The following is an 18905-nucleotide window of genomic DNA, read 5'->3' on the forward strand; positions in this document are numbered from 1 at the left end:
GATATTGGCGACTACCTGATGGACTACTACAACCGGCAGCGTCCCCATACATTCAATGACGGCATGCCACCTGTGGTCGCCGAAGAAAAACTTAAAATACTGTCCGGGATTAGTTGACCACTACAGGGTGCTGAACCAATCTCTCGGGTGGGAAAAAGCAAATGCTCTGTTAAGAGCGATTGTTTCGCGGCTTCAAGAAGTGGTACCAGCCAATGTTATGGTTGCCTATCTCCATGAGGAGCATTTTGCCCTCCTTGCAGCGTCACCTGCGGGCGCCAATTCGGCGCTTCCGAATCGCATGAGTAAAGCTTTGGCCGTGCCCTTTTTGCTGGAGGGTACAGAACGTAGACTTGATTTTTCCATTGGTATTGTCGAAGAGTCCCTACACCAGGTTGACAGCCCGGACAATCTGATTGAAAAGGCGAAACTCGCGCTTTACCGGGTGGAGCCAGCCGCTGGAACTGCCATTGCCTCGTTGTCATCGCAGCACCAAAGTCAACTGGCAGCCGAATTCTCACTCGAACACCGTTTGCGGCTGGCGGTCGAAAACCGGGAGCTGGAGGTGCACTACCAACCTATCGTCCGCATGACTGATCTGAAGATTGTAGGGATGGAGGCGCTGGCGCGCTGGCAATCCGATGGAACGTGGATATCGCCAGGGCAGTTTATTCCGTTAGCAGAAGAGGTTGGCGTTATACAGGATCTCAGCAAGTGGATATTGCGAACGGCCTGCATTGAGTTTCAATCAGCTATTGGAAATGACCGGGAATGTTATCTTTTGGTCAACGTGGGCGCCAACGAACTTTACGCGGACACTTTCGTTTCGCGGGTTGAGTGTGCGCTTGCTGAGTCCGGCCTCTCTCCGCGCCAGCTATGCCTAGAGGTCACAGAACATTCTTTGACTCGCGACATTCCCCTGGCGGTAGAGCAGATGCAGCGGCTTGTGAAGCTCGGCGTCCGTTTCGCGATTGACGATATCAGAACTGGGTTTGCGTCACTTCGTTATCTCCAGTTGCTTCCCGTCGATACCATGAAAATTGATCGCTGTTTTGTGGAAGGCCTCCCCCAGAACAAAACCGATGTCGCCATAACCCGGGCTACCATTGCCATGGCAAAAAACCTTCGGCTCCAAATCGTTTGTGAGGGTATTGAAACTTGCGCTCAGATGCAGTTCCTTCAGGAAGAAGGCGCTACCATCGCGCAGGGTTGGTATTTCGCCAAAGCGATGCCAATTGAGCAGTTTGGTGTTGGCGTTCCTCTTTCCCTTCCGTGACAGGCCTTAAGAAAGTCGCGTCCCTTTCATAATGTGTGTTTGGCCAAAAAGTGTGCTGCCCCTTCATTTTTTGAATTTAAATTCAATTTTTAGTGAACCTGCCGATAATTACTACGTAAGAGTCTTTGCGCACAAGCGTACGTGAGGGCAGCTCGTGTTGCTATCACCTGCAGCGGATTAGGGCGGGGGCAGTCGGGCGGCTAAAATCAAAATTTGTAGGTAACATTCATGTTTTTCAAAAAGAAAAGCCAGCAACTTGAGGCGCTGCAGATTAAAACTTGGGATTTACAGGCCACACTGGACGCGATCAAATCATCGATTGCCTGTATCGAGTTCTCGCCAGATGGACATATCATTACCGCTAACGACTTGTTTCGCTCCGTGATTGGTTATGAGGCCGAGGAAATTGAGGGGAAGCACCACCGGATTTTTTGCGACGCGGACTATACCCGTTCGCATGATTACAAGGCGTTCTGGCAGAGGTTGAGCCAGGGTGAGAAACAGTCAGGAACGTTTCCCCGGCGAACTAAAGAAGGAGGAATGATTTGGCTGGAAGCGACCTATTTCCCGGTGCTAAGCCCCGACAACACCGTCTCTAAGATCCTAAAACTTGCTTATGACGTTACCGAAGATCACGCGAGAACGAGGCAGCAGGAAGCTGTTTTTGACGCCATTAGTCGCTCCATGGCGGTGATCGAATTTACAAAGGACGGAGTGATACTCACAGCAAACCAGAACTTCCTCAGTGCAATCGGTTATTCACTGCGTGACATTGAAGGCAAGCACCACCGATTATTTTGTCAGCCTGAATTCTATGAGCAAAACCCGGATTTCTGGCGAGAACTTGCTGCGGGTGAGTTCAAGTCCGGAAAATTCGAGCGCCAGCATGAGAGTGGTCGCACGATCTGGCTCGAGGCCTCTTATAATCCGATCTTCAACGATGAAGGTGAAGTATACAAAATCGTGAAATTCGCGAGCGATATCACGGACTACGTGGAAAAAACGCAGCGCACTATTGAGGCAACGGGCGTGGCTTACGCCACCGCAAAGGAAACCGCCGGAAATGCCACCCAGGCGTCAGAATCTCTTGCACACTCGAAAACGACCACCGATCTTATTCTCAAGCGAATTGAGCAGACCAAAGAAGTCATCGTGAAGCTTGACGCCCAGTCGCAAAATATCGAACGGATCGTCGCGACGATCGCCGGAGTGGCGGACCAGACAAATCTGCTGGCACTGAATGCTGCCATTGAAGCGGCAAGAGCGGGGGATCAGGGGCGTGGTTTCGCCGTGGTAGCTGATGAAGTCCGTCAGCTTGCCGCACGCACCGGCAAATCAACTTCGGAAATTGAAACGGTAGTGCGCGAGAACCTGGCGCTCACCGAAAAAGTGGTCAATGAGGTTGAGGCGGTCGCGAACGTGGCTGACGATGCGCACGCTCAGATGATTCGTGTTGAAAAGATTGTGCAGGATATCAGTACGGGAGCCGATCGCGTACTGGAGGCTGTCGCCACGATCAATCAGTAAAACCTATCAAGACAAGTCCGCGTTATAGAACAGCCGCAAGCAATGGGATGGACTCCTCCTCGCTTCACTCCGGCGTCAGCACTGCATAATAATGGGTGAGGCAAACCACCATCTTTAGGATGAGGAGAATTCCACATGATCATTATCCGAGTTGGCGTCGACATCGCAAAATCAGTGTTTCATGTTCATGGCGTTGACTGAACCACCCCGGGGTTTCCGGCGGTTAAAAATCGGGGTATTACAGGTGGACCAAACGTAGTTCTACCCCCAGGCCAGCCCTTTTCCAAAAAATAAAAGTTTGCAGAAATTGGATCGAGACGAGTGGCCGTGTTCGGCCACTCGTCAAAATCTAGCCAGAAACCGGCCTACTAGAGTCCAAGTTCCCTCTCAATTTCGACACCACTGAGGGGCTCCCCGGCGAGCCATCACTTGCCGCAGCAGGATAAAACTCCTCAACCACCTGATTCATTTCATCCTCGTCATACTCAAATAGCGCATTCCCAAATCCCTTTGATGCCGCAGAATCCAGCGCAGCCTGGTCAACGCCCTCCTCTTTCACCTGCCTGGCTTTTTCTTTCGCCTCAGCCACCGCTTCCTGCAGGGACAAGCCTTCCTTGATCACCAGATCCACGTAGTAGATCGGCGTTCGATGGCTCTGCACCGTACTTTTCCCTCGCAGCTTCAACTCTAACGGCATGTACGCCAGTAAACCACCAGAGACTGCCTGGTAGTAGCTCAGCCTGGCGGCAAGCGTCCGGATGCTGTTGTAGCCGGTCGTGCGAAAGATGAAGGTGCCGAGATCATCGTCGTCACCGACCTTGACGTTAAGACGGCCATAGGGCTTGCACAAGCCACCTTTACCGAACTCACACAACGTAGGCCCCGGGCATGGCAAAGACTGCACTCCTGATTGCGTCAGGCGGTTGCAACTGTCGCCGTTACCGACACACATAGGTCTTCCGCTTTTCCGGTCGAACATGGTGTACTCGGCGCGCAGGTTGAGATCCGCGTCGTTGAACAGCATGCGTACCGGGATGGTTCGCAGTTTGCTATTTGGAGCATCCTTTCTGAGCTCTTCGTCCATGGGATGCAAAACCCATCCGGAGTCTTTCTCCTGAATCTGAGAGGTGATGGTGAACTGGTCGTCTTTCTGTGGCAGCCGGATGCCGTTCTTTTCAACGACCCGACCAATGCTGATACGCCCCAACACCGGAGGCGTAATGGCTAAGCCTTTAATCATGATAACTCTCCTTAGAAAAAGGGCCACGAGGCACTCGTCACGCCCGCGTGGCCAATGGGGTATTCATGCTTGAATGAGAAAACGCCGACTTCCCGGCTTGTTGAGTGGGTATTGCTTCAGAAGCCCTGGCTGATCCTTCAGCAGTTGCTTCACGTTGAGCCCGACGGAATCCTTGCTCCGCTTCCAGCTCACACTGCCACTGGGGAAAGTCGCTTTTGATGCTTCACCCATCTGGCTCTCGATTCGCTGTTTCAGGTGAGATTCTGTGGATTTGAGACTTTCCATTTCCGTGCGGATGGCCAGTAGCTCGTCGAATGCATCGGACAGTTCCTTGCTTTGGCTGAAGTCCAGGGTCTCCCCTCTGTCTAACGGGTACAGGTGGCGCAAGGCGCGTTCGGCAGAATCGGTACCATCAACAGGTGGTGGCGTATCCGTTTCCACAAAATCCCAGAACTGGCGCTCCAGCACATAAAGCGCTTCGATGAGCTCCTCGTTTCGTTCAAGGCGGTAGACCTTCAACTCCTGACCACACAGCAGGACGCACACGTCTGCCGACTGTTTGCCGGTAACGGCCAGTTGGTGCTGGACCTGGCATTGGATGTAGTCCGGCACGCCCTCCTTCCAAAGTCGTGATCCGAACTCCCCTGCCGTTTTGCATTCCAGGATCTGCACTTCATCATCAGCCAACACGGAGTAATCCAGGTTCGCTAGCATCCAGTGCTTTTCCGGATCTGGGTGCTGCAATACCGCGTTTACTCGGCGTACCTTTCGGCCCGTTTGCTGGCTGTACTGCTCTGCCACAATCGGTTCCAAGATATGGCCCCAGTAGACAGGTGAGGTGGGATCGTCAGAATCCGGTTTCGGCAGACCAGCGTCCCTGCCGGTTTTGACCATCCATAGTTCCAGTTGCGACTGGTAAGGATTCATGCCGACGGCGGCAGCGGCATCACTACTGCCAACGCCCTGCTTGCGTACCTTCAGCCATTCATCCCGGCTGAGGCCCTTGGTGGAGACCAGGCGCAATGCCGGTCGTTGTTTCTGAATTGTGTTTGCACTCATGCCCATGGTGTTTTCCTCCAGACATAAAAAAGCCCACCAGAGCATCAGGCTCCGGTGGGCTTTATGGCGGTTTTGAGATTTTTGGAATTGGCTCAGGCCACAAGTGACATGGCCTGCTCTAACGAACGGTTCTTAACAGCGGCACCGGTTCCGAACCAGGCGGAATCCAGCCGGTGGTCAACGGTTTTGGCGCGTCGTTGGTGATCGATGAATTCAGTAACGGCGTTGAGCAGGCCGTAGGCCGTGCCTTCGGATGACGCTAAGTTGGCACCCATGCCCTCGCCTTCATACAGACCCAAGGCTTTGGCCATGGAGCGTTCGTTGGTTTTGCCGACTCCGGTACCGGAATCATCGGTGAACACCTTAAGGAAGTAGTTCCTGGCTTCCGTGGTTTTCACCTTCCGTTCGCTCAGGGACTTCAGGCGGTACATGAAGTCGTCCCATGCGGAAACCGAAATGCCGAGCTGTTTCTTCACCAGGTCCGCATCGAAGGCGGTATTGTGCTTCACCTTGACGGCATTGGCGGTGGAGCCCTTCAGAGCGACAGCCAGCGTGTTGTTGCACACCACACGGATACTGGTGAACTGAACGGTGGTTGCCATAGTGCCATCACAGGCGGTGGCCAGTAGGACGTAAGCATTGGTCTGGTCATTGCCCTTGAGCATGCCGGATTGACCGGTTCGGGCCAGTGCCCACATCTTGCGACCGCCTTTCAGAACACCAGCGGTTTCAAGGTCAAAACCGGAGACCTCGGTCAGGTCCCGGTAGAACTCCAGAATCTCTTCAGGCTGAACCACTTTGAAGCGATTACCGACCACCGACAGCGGTGCCCTTGTATCCGAGCGGTAAAGCACCTTGGAATCCGGATAGGACAGAATCTCGCCCAGGGTGCCACCCGCATTGGTGACATAGCGGACGGGGCTTTCCTGGATTCGCCAGTCCAGACCAGCTTGCTTTGCCCAGACCTCCAGAGGCTGATTTGAAGTCAGTTCATTCCCCAGGCCATGCCAAGGGGTTTGGCCAACGTAAGCCATTTGCTCGATGAGATGAGCCATGGTTGTTCTCCTATGAAATATGCGAGGGGAATTAAATGATGTCGTCCGGGGAGTCAGAGTCGACACTGAAGGAATAGCTGCAATCGAGGCAGCGGTAGTTGTCGAGCACACGGTCATCCAGGACATTACCCAGAATCACGCCAGCGGAAGCGCCGGTGGCACCTCCCAGCAGTGCACCGATGACGGCACCACCGATACCGCCCAACGTTGCGCCTACGGGTCCGGCAACGATACCCAGCGTGGCACCTGCTCGAGCACCGGCTGTCGCAGCAGAAAACCCGCCATAGGCGCCTGCAGACGCACCGACGACCCCAGCGGTTTTCTTGCCGTAGTTGTTCTTGCCAATCCGGACGGACAGGCAATTGGGGCATTGTTCAGACATCATAATTTCCTCTGTGAATTGGGAGGGAAGGCACGGTCAGTGCCTTGGTTCACAGGGGTGATATAGGTTTGAAAAATTCTGGAATAACTGAATGACCAGCTACGTTTGCTACGCGTAGCAAACGTAGCAACATCTTCGGCACTATTCCTCGCAGAAAAAAAGCGATTCAGAATATTCTGGATTATTCCCGGAACAAAATTCCCACGCCTCGTCCTTCCAATTAGCCTGATCAACATACTGATGAGGAGATAAGAAATGACAGGCCAACCAAAGAAAAACATCCGCTTTATACGGCTGAGGACCGTTATCGATAAAACCGGCCTGTCGCGCTCAACGATATACAACAAAATTAAGTCGGATTCGAAATACTTCGATCCGACGTTCCCTAATCAAATCAAGCTTGGTGGCGGAGCAGTCGCATGGATCGAATGTGAAGTCGACGACTGGATGCTGAGTCAGATAGAGATTACACGCAGTTGATCATAACTTTAAAGAGAGGAATCAGAACATGTATTCAGGCCAGCAAACAACGAATAGTCGCTGGGGACTGGTATCGGGGCCACAGCTAAATTTATTCGAACGGTACCAGGGACTACCAGACCTTTCATGTCTTGGTTTACTGGGGCACGCTGTGGGACATGCTGGCGAGTCTATTCAAACGCCCTATCCACATACACTCCTTGTAGCTATAACTGCGGCTTCCACAGTAACCCAGGCGCTATGTGATGTAGAAAAGCCTGTGGGAGGAAATACGTCCCTATCCCTGTTTACTTTGATGATCGCAAACTCCGGGGAGCGAAAATCCAGCTTGATCAAGTATTTTTTTCGTCCAATTCGGGAAGCGGAGACTTTCGCAGAGGAAGACTATAAGGCCCTGCTCAACAAATGGGAGCAAGAAATTCACATCTGGGATCTGCAGCGCAAAGTGTTAGAAAAAGCGCTGAGCAGTGTTATTAGGCAAGACCTTAAGTCAAGCATGGAGGAATAGTAGCTTTATGGCCGAAATCGACGCGACAAAAGCACAAAATCTCTTAACCGCGCATCTGGCGGCGAAACCAAACAAACCGAGAAAAATACAATTCATCCAAGATGATGTCACTTATCAAGCGCTAATTGAGGGAATGCATGAAAATTGCAAAAATGTCTGTGTACTTGCCGATGAAGGTACCGGCACCCTTAACCGTTTAGTAACCCCGGGGATGTCCATGTTAAATTCAGCATGGAGCAATATGGAGATAACCATCGGACGAAAGACTTCCGAGTCTTTCAATCTTCCAGATCCACGCATAACTTTCCTGCTGTCCATTCAACCAGGGCCATTTGAAGAGTATCGGGAGCGTAAATCAGACATGGCAAAAGCTGCCGGACTCTGGTCAAGAACAATCACTTGTAGCGCACAATCATCAACAATTGGGTATCGTTTAGCTTCCGAAAATAAGCAAGAATTTTTCGATCCATCTCACTATTTGGAACGATTCCAAAGACTATTAAAAAAGAATTTAAAACTAGGAAAAAATCCTAAAACGAGTCGAAGTATACTTAAATTTGAGAAGCGAGCGAATCCGCTTTATGTCGAAACTCTTAACGAAATCGAAGCAAATATGAGGCCGGGCGGATTATATGAGAATGCAAGCGACCACGCATCAAAATTAATGGAAAATATTGCCCGATTATCAGCGATAATTCACGTCGTAAACGGATATGAGGGAGATATAAGTTGGGAAACGTTAAATACTAGCATACAGATTTGCATATTTTTTTCAAAAGAATATCTCAATATTTTCAACACTCAACCTAAATATTTCCTTGACGCCATGATGCTAAATGATTGGTTGACTGTAAATATCCGACAAAAAGGTCTCCGATACATAGGAAAACGACACGCCCGACAGTACTGCTCCGGACCACTTCGACAACCAGGTAGATTTAAAGAAGCTCTCGATTTCCTTGAGTGCCATGGATATATAAGAACTTATCAGGATATAACAAAAACTTGGAACATCGATACTTTTCCAAGATTACAGTAGTTACTCGTTATAACCAACTAACGCTTAAAATAATTTATTATGTAACAGTTTCTGTCATTAGAAGCAGAAAAGCATTTTCAGAGACAACCTGCCCTCGAAACGATCAGGCATGGGCAGGCCTCGCTCAAAATCCCTAATTGCGCCGGAACCGGATAAACCGACTGAGTTCCCGGCTTAAGGCCGCAGACTTCTTTACGCCATGGTCTTTTAAAATTTCGTCAACATTTCGCTCGAAATCCTCGACATTGGTTTTATAAACATCCTGCGTCGTTTTCACACAGCCTTTCCAGTGAGACTTGGCCAGTGTGTTCGCAATGTCCAGCAATGAAACTTTATCTTCCCCTTCAATTTGCTCAATTGGAGCTTTCGGGTAGTACACCCTTTTGCCTTGTACGATTTTCAGCGCGGCGATTACTTTGCTAGCATCGACATTCTTCGCATTTAAATCACGCGCCAGATCTGTTGCTAGCGTTTGATCCTCATCGTTTACACTCGCTTGACTGGACTCTTCATGTTCTTTGTTGCAAGCCACAGCATACCGATTGAGCAGCCGAAGATCCTCCGGCATCCATTCGTCGATAAACAAGGCAGGATCGATAGCTTGTGATTCCGACACGTACTGCTGGTAATCAGTCCTCAAGACGAATAGATCCGATAACCTGATAGAATAACCTTGCTCCATCACCTGGTTCGAAACTAGACCATCATTGTTATTCCTAGTGGGTACCCCAACTACAAATAACTCTTGAGTACGCCCTACTCGTCCTGCAGAGCTGCGGGTGAAGCCAATAGTGTTATATTTTTCCGCTATCTCCTTTTTCATCCTTTCGAAGTCGGCAGTTTCTCGATCCAATATTTTGAAACCCAGATCTGAATCTATAAATAAAACCAGCTCCGTTTTGCTTACGACACTTTGGCCAGTAGCTAACACTTCTCTGACGACCATAGACCCAACGGATAGATATCGATGATCTTTTGATAGAAGGGAATATTCTGGGCCCAGATCCTCACCTCTCATCCCGAATGAGTGTTTGCGGAGATAAACCTGGAGATGATCAGGGATACGGCACCAAATATCTCTACCCTGCTTTTGATGGTCTCGGAGAAACTTATTTATATCGATAAAATTTCGCTGCTGGAGATCTGCAAGATATACCACCTCTAGCTGGTCAATTTCGCGAGCCATTGACAACCTCCTGTGAGTTCGTTTTCGAACCAAGCTTGTGATGTTCCGCAAGATGAGCGCCAAGTTTGTCCCATGCCTGCTTCTTTTCCGGGCCATAGCTGTGACGTTGATAGACCCTTTTCACCTTGTTTTCTTCCGTATGGTTCAAGCACCGCTCCGCAACTTCCGGCATAACACCAAGCGCCGTCATTATCGTTGCTCCTGTTCGCCGGAGATCATGTGGTGTCCATTTCCCTCCTGGAAGGACCAGTGCTTGAGCCTTTGAGCTCCGCCCCTTGTTCGGCTCCTTACCGAATGGCAACTGTCTATCACGAATCTGCTTGGTAATTGATTTTGGACAGACAGGGCCAGAATCTGATGAGTTTGGGTAACACCATCGAGAATCCTCGGTAAGTTTTTTCAGATCTTTGAGCCAGGCTACAGCAAAGCTGGATAGAGCAATCTCATGAGACTTACCATTCTTGCTGTTTTCTGGAGGTATCTTCCAAGTACCTCGCTTTAAATCCACATCAACCCACTCAGCTTTGATCAGTTCACCAATTCTGCAACAGGTTGTCAGCATGATCCAGATAGCGATGGATGTGGAAGGCAACATCTGAGCATCGGGGATCTGATTGGCAAGTGCTTTAATTTCATCGTCACCCAAAACCCTGTCGCGCTCAACGTCTTTGCCGCCAATCTTTGACTTTCTGATACTGGCGGTGGGGTCGTACTCAATTAAGTCTCGGTCGACTGCAAAGCGAAACATCTGCCGGATCAGGCTTAACGTCAGCTTTGCCATACGGGTTACACCCCGAGTAAGTTGTGCATCAACAACCTCTATAACGTGACCTTTTTTGACATCTTCAACCGCAAGCTGGCCAATTTTAGGAAGCACGTCCTTCTCAAAAAGCCGACGAACCTCTGCACCGCCATCTTTTCGGTTCTTCAAATCAATATCCGCCCAATGCTCGAAAAGCTCCTTCACCGTCTTACGGGCGGCCTGGCGTGCTTTCTCAGCCTCTGCAGCCTCCCGTTCTGCTTGCAGCCTGGCCATCTTTGCTTCATGTGTGGCCTTACGGGCGGCCTCCTCAGCTTCCTGATACTCCCTCAGATCCCGAATGCCAGCTTGATATAAGCGGGATAGCTCACCAGCCTTCGTTCGAGCTTCTCGCAGGGTTAAGCCGTCTTTACCGGACTGATCGTAGTTACCTACAGGAAGGAAGACCCGATCACCATGGGAATTTGTATACCGGAAGTAAAACAGCCTGTCTCCGCTTTTCAGAATGCGAGCCATAAAACGCCCACATCCCCTCGGAGCATCCTCAGTCAACCAGACCGACTTGCCCGGCTTTGAGTTCATTTGCTTGTCTGTAATCGTTCCCATTACTACTCACTCAGTTAATGCCGAACTCTCGTCACCGTTTGGTCACCGTTTCTCGATCGCTTAAACTGGATGGTATTGGATTGCGTTAGAAAACACAAAATCGTTTTTTCAATAAAAACAAAGGTTAATAATTTTATTTGGATTGGCTTAGATCTGCTTGAACGGCGAGTTACCTTTATGGGGTGCAAGGGGTCGAAGGTTCAAATCCTTCCGTCCCGACCATATTTTTCAGCAATTTAGCTCGGACCCGGAAAGTCCGGGCTTTTTTGTTTCTGGAAAACAACCCTTCCCGATTGCTCAGGAGCGGCAGTTCTCGCTCACATAGCCAACCGACTGCCCGCAGTGCTCATACGGGTCATTCGCTCAGTCACCCGGAATCCAAAACTAACGCTTCACCATCGTTGATATACCTGTATTTTCGTACGTATCGACGCCGCAGTGTAGAAAGCGTACTGTAAATTCGACCGCCCAGTCACCACCAAGGTGGCCTACGATACTGGCACGCGGATTGTCGATATGGTGTGGGAAGACATGAGGCCGCGTGAGCGCGGTATGACGTTGGCGCCAGCGACCAAGTATCGCGATATGGCCCGCCAGTATCCGCCGAGGGATAATCACTAAAATGAGCCTTTTGAGTGCCTTGTCGCATCGCCAGCAGGGCCTGCTATTTACCGGTGGCGGAGCGTTGATAATGGCGCCTGATGCTTTGCTTATCAAGGTGGCCGACCTACCAGATGCAGAGATACTGATGTGGCGCGGCTTCCTCTCGGCATTAGGCTTTTTGCTGATCGCTCTGCTGCGCCATGGTCGTGGAACGCTGGCAGCATATCGTCGCTGCGGCTGGACCGGTATCGCCGTGGCGCTGCTGTTCAGTCTGACGACCTGTGGTTTTGTGCTTGGTAATCAATACACCAAGGCGGGCAACGTGTTGATGATACTGTCCAGTTCGCCATTAATCGCTGCCATCCTCTCCTGGATATTCCTTAAAGAGCGTTTACCCAGGAGAACGTGGCTGGCGATTTGGCTATGTATGGCAGGTATCGCAATGATCGCTTTGGATGACGCAGGCGCAGGTTCCTGGATAGGCAACGCGTTCGCCTTGATGGCAGCGACTACCTTAGCGATTAATTTTACCCTGTGTCGCACTCGCCCGGGCATTGATATGAGCCCGATGCTGGTGTTTAACGGCATTATTATCGGTAGCGTCGCTGGACTGTTGTGGCTTGCGGGGAACGAACCGGTGCTGCCAGAGAGGAACCAACTCGCCGTGGTCGTTTTGCTCTGCTTGGTCATTGTTCCCTGTGGCGTAACGCTGCTGCAGCGTGGCCCGCTGTATCTACCCGCCGCCGAAGTGGGCTTGCTGTTGCTGTTGGAAGTGGTGCTGGGCACGCTGTTGGCTTGGTGGGTTCTGGGTGAACAGCCCGCATCAGTGGCCCTGCTCGGTGGTGGGCTGGTGCTGGGCACTTTGCTGGCCAAGAGCCTCTACGAACGGCGGCTGGAAATAAGGCAGCGGGAGAGCATAGAACCCGATCCGCCGATAACAGCAGACCAGTCAGGTACGGTATAATTTTCAGGAATTAAAATAGGTGGACGAATTCAGGCTCTGAGTAAAACACGCTCAGTGGATTGACGATGGGCCGTCGTGATACCTCGCCATCATTTCTTTTCCGCTAGGACTCGGATGATTTCCGGCACCGTCAGGTCCTGATCATCGATACCCGCATACAGCGCCTCAACGGCCTCCGCGACCAAGCGGCGAGCGCCCAACTCATCGGTCATGGCGCGGTAATAACCTAGGTCCTTAGTGGCATTGGCTACGCTGAAATTAAAACCGGACGGGTCGTCGGACGCGATGAAGGGACGCAAGCGATCAAAGACGACACCGCTACCGCCGCCCTTACCCACTACTTCGAGAAAAGCAGTATCGTCAATCCCTGCCTGACGCGACGCCGCCGCGGCCTCTGCCAGCACCGCCGAGAAACCCAATGATACGAAGTTGTGCAGTAACTTTAGGGTATGCCCAGCCCCCACATCGCCCGCATGGGTGATATTCTCGGCAAAGCATGCAAGTAGTGGCCTCAGCTCCGCGAAAAGCTCCGGGGAGGCTCCGACGATCAGATTCAGGCGCCCCGCTTCCGCCTCCTTGGGCGTCCGGGTCATGGCAGCATCCATAAAACGCCCACCGGCCGCGGCTATACGCTCAGCCACTCGCTCGGTCGAACTCGGCAAGGCGGTAGAGCAGTCGATCACCGCGCTCTTCAACACCAAACCCTCCACCACTCCATCCGGCCCGAATAATGCCGCCTCGACTTGAGGCGAGCCGGTCACGCAGAGCAGCACTACCTCTGCCGCTTCGGCCACTTCGCGCCCGGATGCCCTAGAAGTTGCGCCCGCGGCCAGCAGATCATCCACCGGCTGATTACCAGGATGATCCATAAAGTCGAGTCGGTGCCCGGCCTTGAGAATGTTGCGAGCGATACCGTGCCCCATTAGGCCCACGCCGACCAAGCCGATACGCAACGATTGCGTCATAGTATGTCTCCTAGTTTGAGTGACCCGCCACCCCTCACCCATGTCGAATGGCGACTGTCTTAATCCGAGTATAGCTTTTCAAGCCTTCAAAGCCTTTTTCGCGCCCATGTCCGGAGCGTCCGACGCCGCCGAACGGCAGCTCGATCCCACCTGCGGCACCATAATTGTTGATAAACACCTGGCCACTGCGCACGCCTTTGGCCAGACGCAACTGACGTCCGCCATCGCGTGTCCAAATGCCAGCGCAAAGACCGAAATCGGTACCATTGGCCAGCACCATAGCCTCGGCTTCGTCTTCGAAGTGCTGCACGGCCAGTACCGGTCCAAACAGCTCCTCACGCAGCACTTCGTGTCCCTCAGGGATATCAACCAGAAGCTGCGGCACCACGAAGTGCCCCTCTTTCGAGGCCCCTTTCGCCAGTCGCCCGCAAGCCAAGGTGCGGACGCCGTCCGCGCGAGCCCTCTCAAGACATGCTTCCAGCTGGGACTTCTGGCGAGCGTTGATCAGAGGGCCGCAGTCGGCATCCGCTTCGCCAGCGTCGCAGCTCAGAGCGGAGAAGCGCTCTGCGAGACGGCTCAAGAAGACCTCGGCTATCTCACGCTGGACCAGCAAACGGCTCCCTGCGGAGCAGGTCTGTCCGGCATTCTGGATGATGCCCCACACTATCGCCTCCAAGGCAACTTCCAAATCGGCATCTGCGAAAACGATCTGTGGTGACTTTCCGCCCAGTTCCATGGTGAGCGGGACATGATGCACGGCCGCTGCTTGAGCCACCAGAGTACCGGTCTCGGGCGAGCCCGTGAACGAGAGGTGTTCGATGTCTGGATGTGCCGCTAAAGCGGCACCGGCCTCGAGTCCCAGACCAGGGACAACATTAAGCACGCCTGCCGGCAGACCGTTCTCCACGGCAAGCTCGGCCAAGCGCAGCACGCTGAGACAGGCCTCTTCCGCCGGTTTAAGTACCACGCTATTACCCGCAGCCAGAGCCGCTGCCACACAGCGGCCGAAAATCTGCGCGGGATAGTTCCAAGGGATGATCTGCGCGCAGACCCCATAAGGCTCGCGCCAAGTCATTACCGCGAAGTCATTTTCGAAGGGTATCGTCTCGCCGTGTAGCTTATCCGCCGCACCGCCGTAGAACCGGAAGTAACGGGCACAGGCGCCGACATCGCCGCGCGCCTGGGTCACCGACTTGCCGGTATCGACGCACTCCAGGGCAGCGAGCCGCTCGTGATCAGCCTCGATGATCGCGGCGAAGGACATGAGCCACTCGCCGCGTCGCCGAGCGCTCCAACTCGACCACGCCCCTACTCGCCCAGAAAAGGCGTCAGCGGCGGCCCTGACCGCCCCATCTACCTCTGAAGCTTGACAGCGTGCGATGCGGGAGATGAGACGTCCGTTTGACGGCGACTCCACATTCAGGGTCGCCTGGGTCACGACCCAGGCGCCACCGATCAACGCCCGGCTCGGCGGCATCTGAGGTAGGAACTGCATGGTGTTTTTCCTTGTCGTTTCCATCAATAAAGCAGGTCTACCAGCCCCATCGAGATCCAGGGTTGGTAGGTGATCGCCAACAGGCAAGCCAGCACCACCAGTACAAAGCGCATCAGCCAAGGTAATAACTGGTCGACCGAGAGCTTAGCCACCGCACAGGCTGCAAACAGGTTGACCCCCAACGGTGGGGTAAACATACCGAGCGCCAAGTTCACCACAACGATCAGCCCGAAATGCACTGGATCAACTCCGTACTGCACCGCAATTGGAGTGAAAATTGGCGCAAGCACCAGAATCGCAGCGGAGGTCTCAATAAACATCCCCACAATCAGCAGCATTACGTTTACCGCCAGCAAGAACGAAATTTGGCTGTCAAACACAACCGTGACCCAACCGGCGACTTCATTTGGCAGTCCGGAACGGCTGATCAGGAAACTGAACAATGATGCTGCCGCGATGATCAACATCACGGCTGATGTGGAAATAACGCTGTGGCGCAAGATTGGTATCAATTCTTTAAGATCCAGCTCCCGGTATATAAAGCCGCCCACAATTACCGCATAAACCACTGCCACAGCGGATGCTTCTGTCGGAGTGAAGACACCGCCATAGATTCCACCAATCACGACCACCGGCATAAGCATGGCGATCCAAGCACGTTTCAGAGCAACAGGAAAGACTTGGCGATCTTCATGATCACGCAAGCCATAGCCCCGGACTTTGCAAAACAGATAGAGGAACAGCAGCAGGGCACCGCCGATAAGCAGGCCCGGGCCGATGCCCGCTATAAAAAGCTTACCGATAGAAGTGTCAGTACTTACTCCGTACAAAATAAGCGGAATAGATGGCGGAATAAGTACGCCCAATTCTGCGGACGAAGCTTGGATAGAGGCTGCCAACGGGCGAGGATATCCGTGCTTAACCATCGCCGGAATCAAAATGGAGCCGATTGCGAAGGTTGTCGCCACACTGGAACCAGATACTGCTGCGAACATCATGCAGGTGAGCACACAAGTCATCGCCAGCCCACCCTGCAGGCCGCCGACCATTGACTTGGCAAGGTCCACAAGGCGCCGGGAAATTCCACCCGCAGCCATCAGGTTTCCAGCAAGAATAAAGAAGGGAATGGCCATCAGTGGGAAATTATCGAGGCCGATAAACATCTGCTGAGGCACCAACAGGAGGGGCAATCGTGAGAAAAACTCAATACCAATAATCGAGGCAAGCACAATCGACACCGCGATCGGCACGCCCAAGCTGAACAGTATGATCAGGGACAGTCCAATGGCAGCATTCATGAATTGACTCCCCGTACAGATTTGTCTGGTGCCAGTCCTGAATTGGAATCGACCGGTTCCGTCGATACGGTTTCATCGGTCGGCACTTCACTATCGACCGGCCCTATGCCCTCGAACCCCTTAGCCTGTGCTATCAACCGGGCTACAATAGCGACTAGCGCGAATAGCGCACCAGTTGGCATAGCAGCATAAACCCAGCCAATAGAAACCCCAAGGCCTGACAACATCTGCGAACGGACACGCCAAGTCATCGCTGTACCATAGTAAACCAATACCAAAAACACGATGACACAACTCAGGGCAACGAATGTTTCTAGCCAGATAAGGCGCCGTTTTGGCAACAATCTGTAGATCACTTCGACCGACATCATCATGCCCCCACGAAAGCCAGCGGCCGCGCCTAAAAAGACACACCAGATCATGGCGGAGCGAGAGATAACTTCAGACCAAGTTGAGGGCGCGTCCAGAAAAAACCGGGTCACCACCTGATAAAAACCGAGGGACACCGAAATGATCAGCATGGCCACCGCTGCCAACATGGACAACCGGGTGGTCCAGCGTTCAAATTGCAGGAAATGATTCACCATCGTGATGGTCCTGTGGTGTTAGCAGCCCGGTATCGTTGACACCGGGCTGCGGCTGACATGACAGCTCACTCAGCAATCGCTGGCCTGGATCAGGTCCAACATCTTGCTGCCATACTGATCTGTATATATTTTGTACGCAGGCTCCGCCGCTTTCTTGAACGGCGCCTTGTCGATATCGGTTTCAACCTCCATACCTTTATCACGAAGTAGCTTCACGCCGTCTCGCTCAAGGCGAGATACTTCGGCACGAGTAGCAGCTGCAGAGGCTTTAGCGGCCTTGAAAAACCAGCCGCGCTGCTCATCGGTAAGGCCATCCAGCAATATCGGAGAACCCAAGACGATCGCTGGTGAATAAACATGACCAGTAAGTGAAAGGTAATCTTGAACCTCCCAGAACTTGGTTGCCACGATCACAGTGATCGGATTCTCCTGGCCGTCCACAGTGCCCTGCTGCAGCGCAGTAAATAGCTCGGGGAACGCCATCGGCGTGGGATGAGCGTCCATTTGCTCAAACGCTTCCATGTGCACCTTGTTCTCCATGGTACGAACCTTGAGATCGACCAAATCCTTGGGCGTTTTAATTGGTCGCTTGCTGTTGGTGATATGACGGAAGCCATTTTCTGACCAGGCGAGGCCCACAAGATTATTTTCGCTCATCTTGTCAAGCAGGGACTGACCGATATCGCCATCCAGGACACAGCGGGCCTGCTCGTAGCTCTCGAACAGAAATGGCAGATCCAGTACGTAGGTTTCCGGAACGAAATTTCCCAGCGGCCCGGTGGAGGTAATCACTACATCGACGGTTCCGATCTGCAGGCCCTCAATCATGGCGCGCTCGCCACCGAGGGACCCAGAGGGGTGCTCGAGAACTTTGAATTCGCCGTTACTCAGGCGTTCCAGAGTTTCCTTGAACGCGTCAGCACCTACTGAGTAATGAGAACTGTCCGATAAGGTATGTCCCAGATTAATGGTTTGTTGTGCCTGAGCATTGACAGCAAACAATGCCAGCGCGGCGGAGAACCCACCCACTGCGAGTGAGAGCGTGCGTCGTAGGGATTTTGTTTTCATTGTTGATCCTTTGCGTTGCGTTTACACACTTGAGATTTCCCCTGACTCAGAGTCAAAGGGCCTTGACGCGTTCATCGAGGAAAGCCTCGACAATCTCGCGAAAATCGCTATCGCCTTTAAATCCCAGCGCATTGGCGCGCTGGTTAGTGAACCGTCCGGGCCAACTGGAAACAATGGCTTCGATGTTTGCATCAGGCTGGTGTTTTACCCGTGCCAGGGCCTCATCGCCGCCGGCCTGCCGCAGGCTGTCCAACATCTCGGCGACGCTGACGGTGATTCCTGGCAGCATCAGACTGCGCCGGTTGCCCAGATCAGCGCCGGATATCTCGGCGCCGTGCACCAGTGCGTCGATCACCCGTCCGGGTGACATCACGAACAGTTCCAGATCAACCGGCACCGGGCACACGGCGTCCTCGCCGTTCAGCGGTTCACGCAAGATGCTGGAGGCAAAGCTGGACGCGGCAGCATTGGGACGGCCAGGCCGGATGACAATGGTTGGCAGCCTCAAAACCCGCCCATCAATCAACCCGCGACGGCTATAGTCGTTAATCAGGAGTTCACTCATGGCCTTCTGGGTACCGTACGAGCTTTGTGGCGTCAGGGCCGTCAGGTCATCAAGCACCTCAGGCAGCTCACCACCGTAGACCGCCACCGAACTGGCCATAATCAGTCGCGTGGTCGATAACCCCCGTGACCGACACCCCTCCAGCAGGGCGCGGGTGGCATCAAAGTTGACCGCCATTCCCAGTTCCAGATCAGCCTCAGCTGCGGAACTGACCACCGCTGCAAGGTGGAAAATCACATCGGGAC

18 protein-coding genes and 1 pseudogene are annotated in these 18905 nt (G+C 52.8%); 7 read left to right on the forward strand and 12 right to left on the reverse strand.

Annotated features, from left to right (window positions below):
• Window positions 1-70: 70 nt before the first annotated feature.
• The 3 genes and pseudogenes from ENI00_RS08165 (at window position 71) to ENI00_RS18730 (ending at window position 2800) form a co-directional block, all read left to right on the forward strand.
• Complete coding sequence (locus tag ENI00_RS08165; RefSeq protein ID WP_414674233.1) at window positions 71-1273, forward strand: putative bifunctional diguanylate cyclase/phosphodiesterase; 1203 nt, start codon at window positions 71-73, stop codon at window positions 1271-1273.
• Between the two features lie 228 nt (window positions 1274-1501).
• Window positions 1502-2269 (forward strand): annotated as a pseudogene (locus tag ENI00_RS18725) (PAS domain-containing protein); the annotation flags it as partial.
• 156 nt (window positions 2270-2425) lie between these two features.
• The gene (locus ENI00_RS18730) at window positions 2426-2800 is read left to right on the forward strand and encodes a methyl-accepting chemotaxis protein (protein ID WP_414674234.1); all 375 of its coding nucleotides are present in this window, start codon (window positions 2426-2428) and stop codon (window positions 2798-2800) included.
• Window positions 2801-3149: 349 nt separating this feature from the next.
• Here ENI00_RS18730 and ENI00_RS08175 read toward each other — a convergent pair whose 3' ends face one another.
• The 4 genes from ENI00_RS08175 to ENI00_RS08190 form a co-directional block, all read right to left on the reverse strand.
• A complete protein-coding gene (locus ENI00_RS08175) occupies window positions 3150-4040 on the reverse strand; it encodes a hydrolase or metal-binding protein (RefSeq protein WP_304101206.1) in 891 nt (296 codons plus the stop codon).
• Between the two features lie 63 nt (window positions 4041-4103).
• The gene (locus ENI00_RS08180; RefSeq protein ID WP_304101232.1) at window positions 4104-5105 is read right to left on the reverse strand and encodes a YqaJ viral recombinase family protein; all 1002 of its coding nucleotides are present in this window, start codon (window positions 5103-5105) and stop codon (window positions 4104-4106) included.
• A gap of 86 nt (window positions 5106-5191) precedes the next feature.
• Entirely contained in the window at window positions 5192-6154 is a 963-nt protein-coding gene (locus ENI00_RS08185) for a DUF932 domain-containing protein (protein WP_304101208.1), read from the reverse strand.
• 31 nt (window positions 6155-6185) lie between these two features.
• The gene (locus ENI00_RS08190; protein ID WP_414674232.1) at window positions 6186-6539 is read right to left on the reverse strand and encodes a hypothetical protein; all 354 of its coding nucleotides are present in this window, start codon (window positions 6537-6539) and stop codon (window positions 6186-6188) included.
• 252 nt (window positions 6540-6791) lie between these two features.
• Here ENI00_RS08190 and ENI00_RS08195 point away from each other — a divergent pair, with 252 nt between their 5' ends.
• From ENI00_RS08195 to ENI00_RS08205, 3 genes are read left to right on the forward strand one after another with little or no spacing between them, the layout of a single operon-like run.
• On the forward strand, window positions 6792-7016 hold the full coding sequence (locus tag ENI00_RS08195; protein ID WP_304101210.1) for a helix-turn-helix transcriptional regulator: 225 nt from the start codon (window positions 6792-6794) through the stop codon (window positions 7014-7016).
• Window positions 7017-7044: 28 nt separating this feature from the next.
• A complete protein-coding gene (locus tag ENI00_RS08200) occupies window positions 7045-7524 on the forward strand; it encodes a DUF3987 domain-containing protein (protein WP_304101212.1) in 480 nt (159 codons plus the stop codon).
• 7 nt (window positions 7525-7531) lie between these two features.
• Complete coding sequence (locus tag ENI00_RS08205) at window positions 7532-8563, forward strand: DUF3987 domain-containing protein (RefSeq protein ID WP_304101214.1); 1032 nt, start codon at window positions 7532-7534, stop codon at window positions 8561-8563.
• A 133-nt stretch (window positions 8564-8696) separates the two neighbouring features.
• Here the strand turns inward: ENI00_RS08205 and ENI00_RS08210 are convergent, their stop codons facing one another.
• Window positions 8697-9749, reverse strand: a complete 1053-nt coding sequence (locus ENI00_RS08210; RefSeq protein WP_304101216.1) for a hypothetical protein — start codon at window positions 9747-9749, stop codon at window positions 8697-8699.
• Window positions 9733-11115 carry a site-specific integrase gene (locus ENI00_RS08215; RefSeq protein ID WP_304101218.1) on the reverse strand — a complete coding sequence of 461 codons (1383 nt, stop codon included), beginning with the start codon at window positions 11113-11115 and terminating at the stop codon, window positions 9733-9735. Before ENI00_RS08215 ends, ENI00_RS08210 begins: the two co-directional genes overlap by 17 nt.
• 622 nt (window positions 11116-11737) lie before the next feature.
• On the opposite strand from ENI00_RS08215, the gene ENI00_RS08220 reads away from it, so the two are divergent.
• Window positions 11738-12682, forward strand: a complete 945-nt coding sequence (locus tag ENI00_RS08220) for a DMT family transporter (protein ID WP_304101220.1) — start codon at window positions 11738-11740, stop codon at window positions 12680-12682.
• 89 nt (window positions 12683-12771) lie between these two features.
• Here the strand turns inward: ENI00_RS08220 and ENI00_RS08225 are convergent, their stop codons facing one another.
• From ENI00_RS08225 to denD, 6 genes are all read right to left on the reverse strand, one after another.
• Window positions 12772-13647, reverse strand: a complete 876-nt coding sequence (locus tag ENI00_RS08225) for an NAD(P)-dependent oxidoreductase (RefSeq protein WP_304101222.1) — start codon at window positions 13645-13647, stop codon at window positions 12772-12774.
• 34 nt (window positions 13648-13681) lie between these two features.
• Entirely contained in the window at window positions 13682-15166 is a 1485-nt protein-coding gene (locus ENI00_RS08230) for an aldehyde dehydrogenase family protein (protein WP_414674235.1), read from the reverse strand.
• Window positions 15166-16440 (reverse strand): TRAP transporter large permease, encoded by a 1275-nt coding sequence (locus ENI00_RS08235; RefSeq protein WP_304101224.1) that lies wholly within the window; start codon window positions 16438-16440, stop codon window positions 15166-15168. Before ENI00_RS08235 ends, ENI00_RS08230 begins: the two co-directional genes overlap by 1 nt.
• Window positions 16437-17027 carry a TRAP transporter small permease gene (locus ENI00_RS08240; protein WP_304101226.1) on the reverse strand — a complete coding sequence of 197 codons (591 nt, stop codon included), beginning with the start codon at window positions 17025-17027 and terminating at the stop codon, window positions 16437-16439. The genes ENI00_RS08235 and ENI00_RS08240 overlap by 4 nt, the downstream gene beginning before the upstream one ends.
• A gap of 69 nt (window positions 17028-17096) precedes the next feature.
• Window positions 17097-18095 (reverse strand): TRAP transporter substrate-binding protein, encoded by a 999-nt coding sequence (locus ENI00_RS08245; RefSeq protein WP_304101228.1) that lies wholly within the window; start codon window positions 18093-18095, stop codon window positions 17097-17099.
• Between the two features lie 52 nt (window positions 18096-18147).
• Window positions 18148-18905, reverse strand: a 758-nt coding sequence (gene denD / locus ENI00_RS08250) for a D-erythronate dehydrogenase (protein WP_304101230.1), incomplete at its 5' end; no start/stop codon positions are given.

The organism is Marinobacter antarcticus, from assembly GCF_011049865.1.
Lineage (GTDB): Bacteria > Pseudomonadota > Gammaproteobacteria > Pseudomonadales > Oleiphilaceae > Marinobacter > Marinobacter antarcticus_A.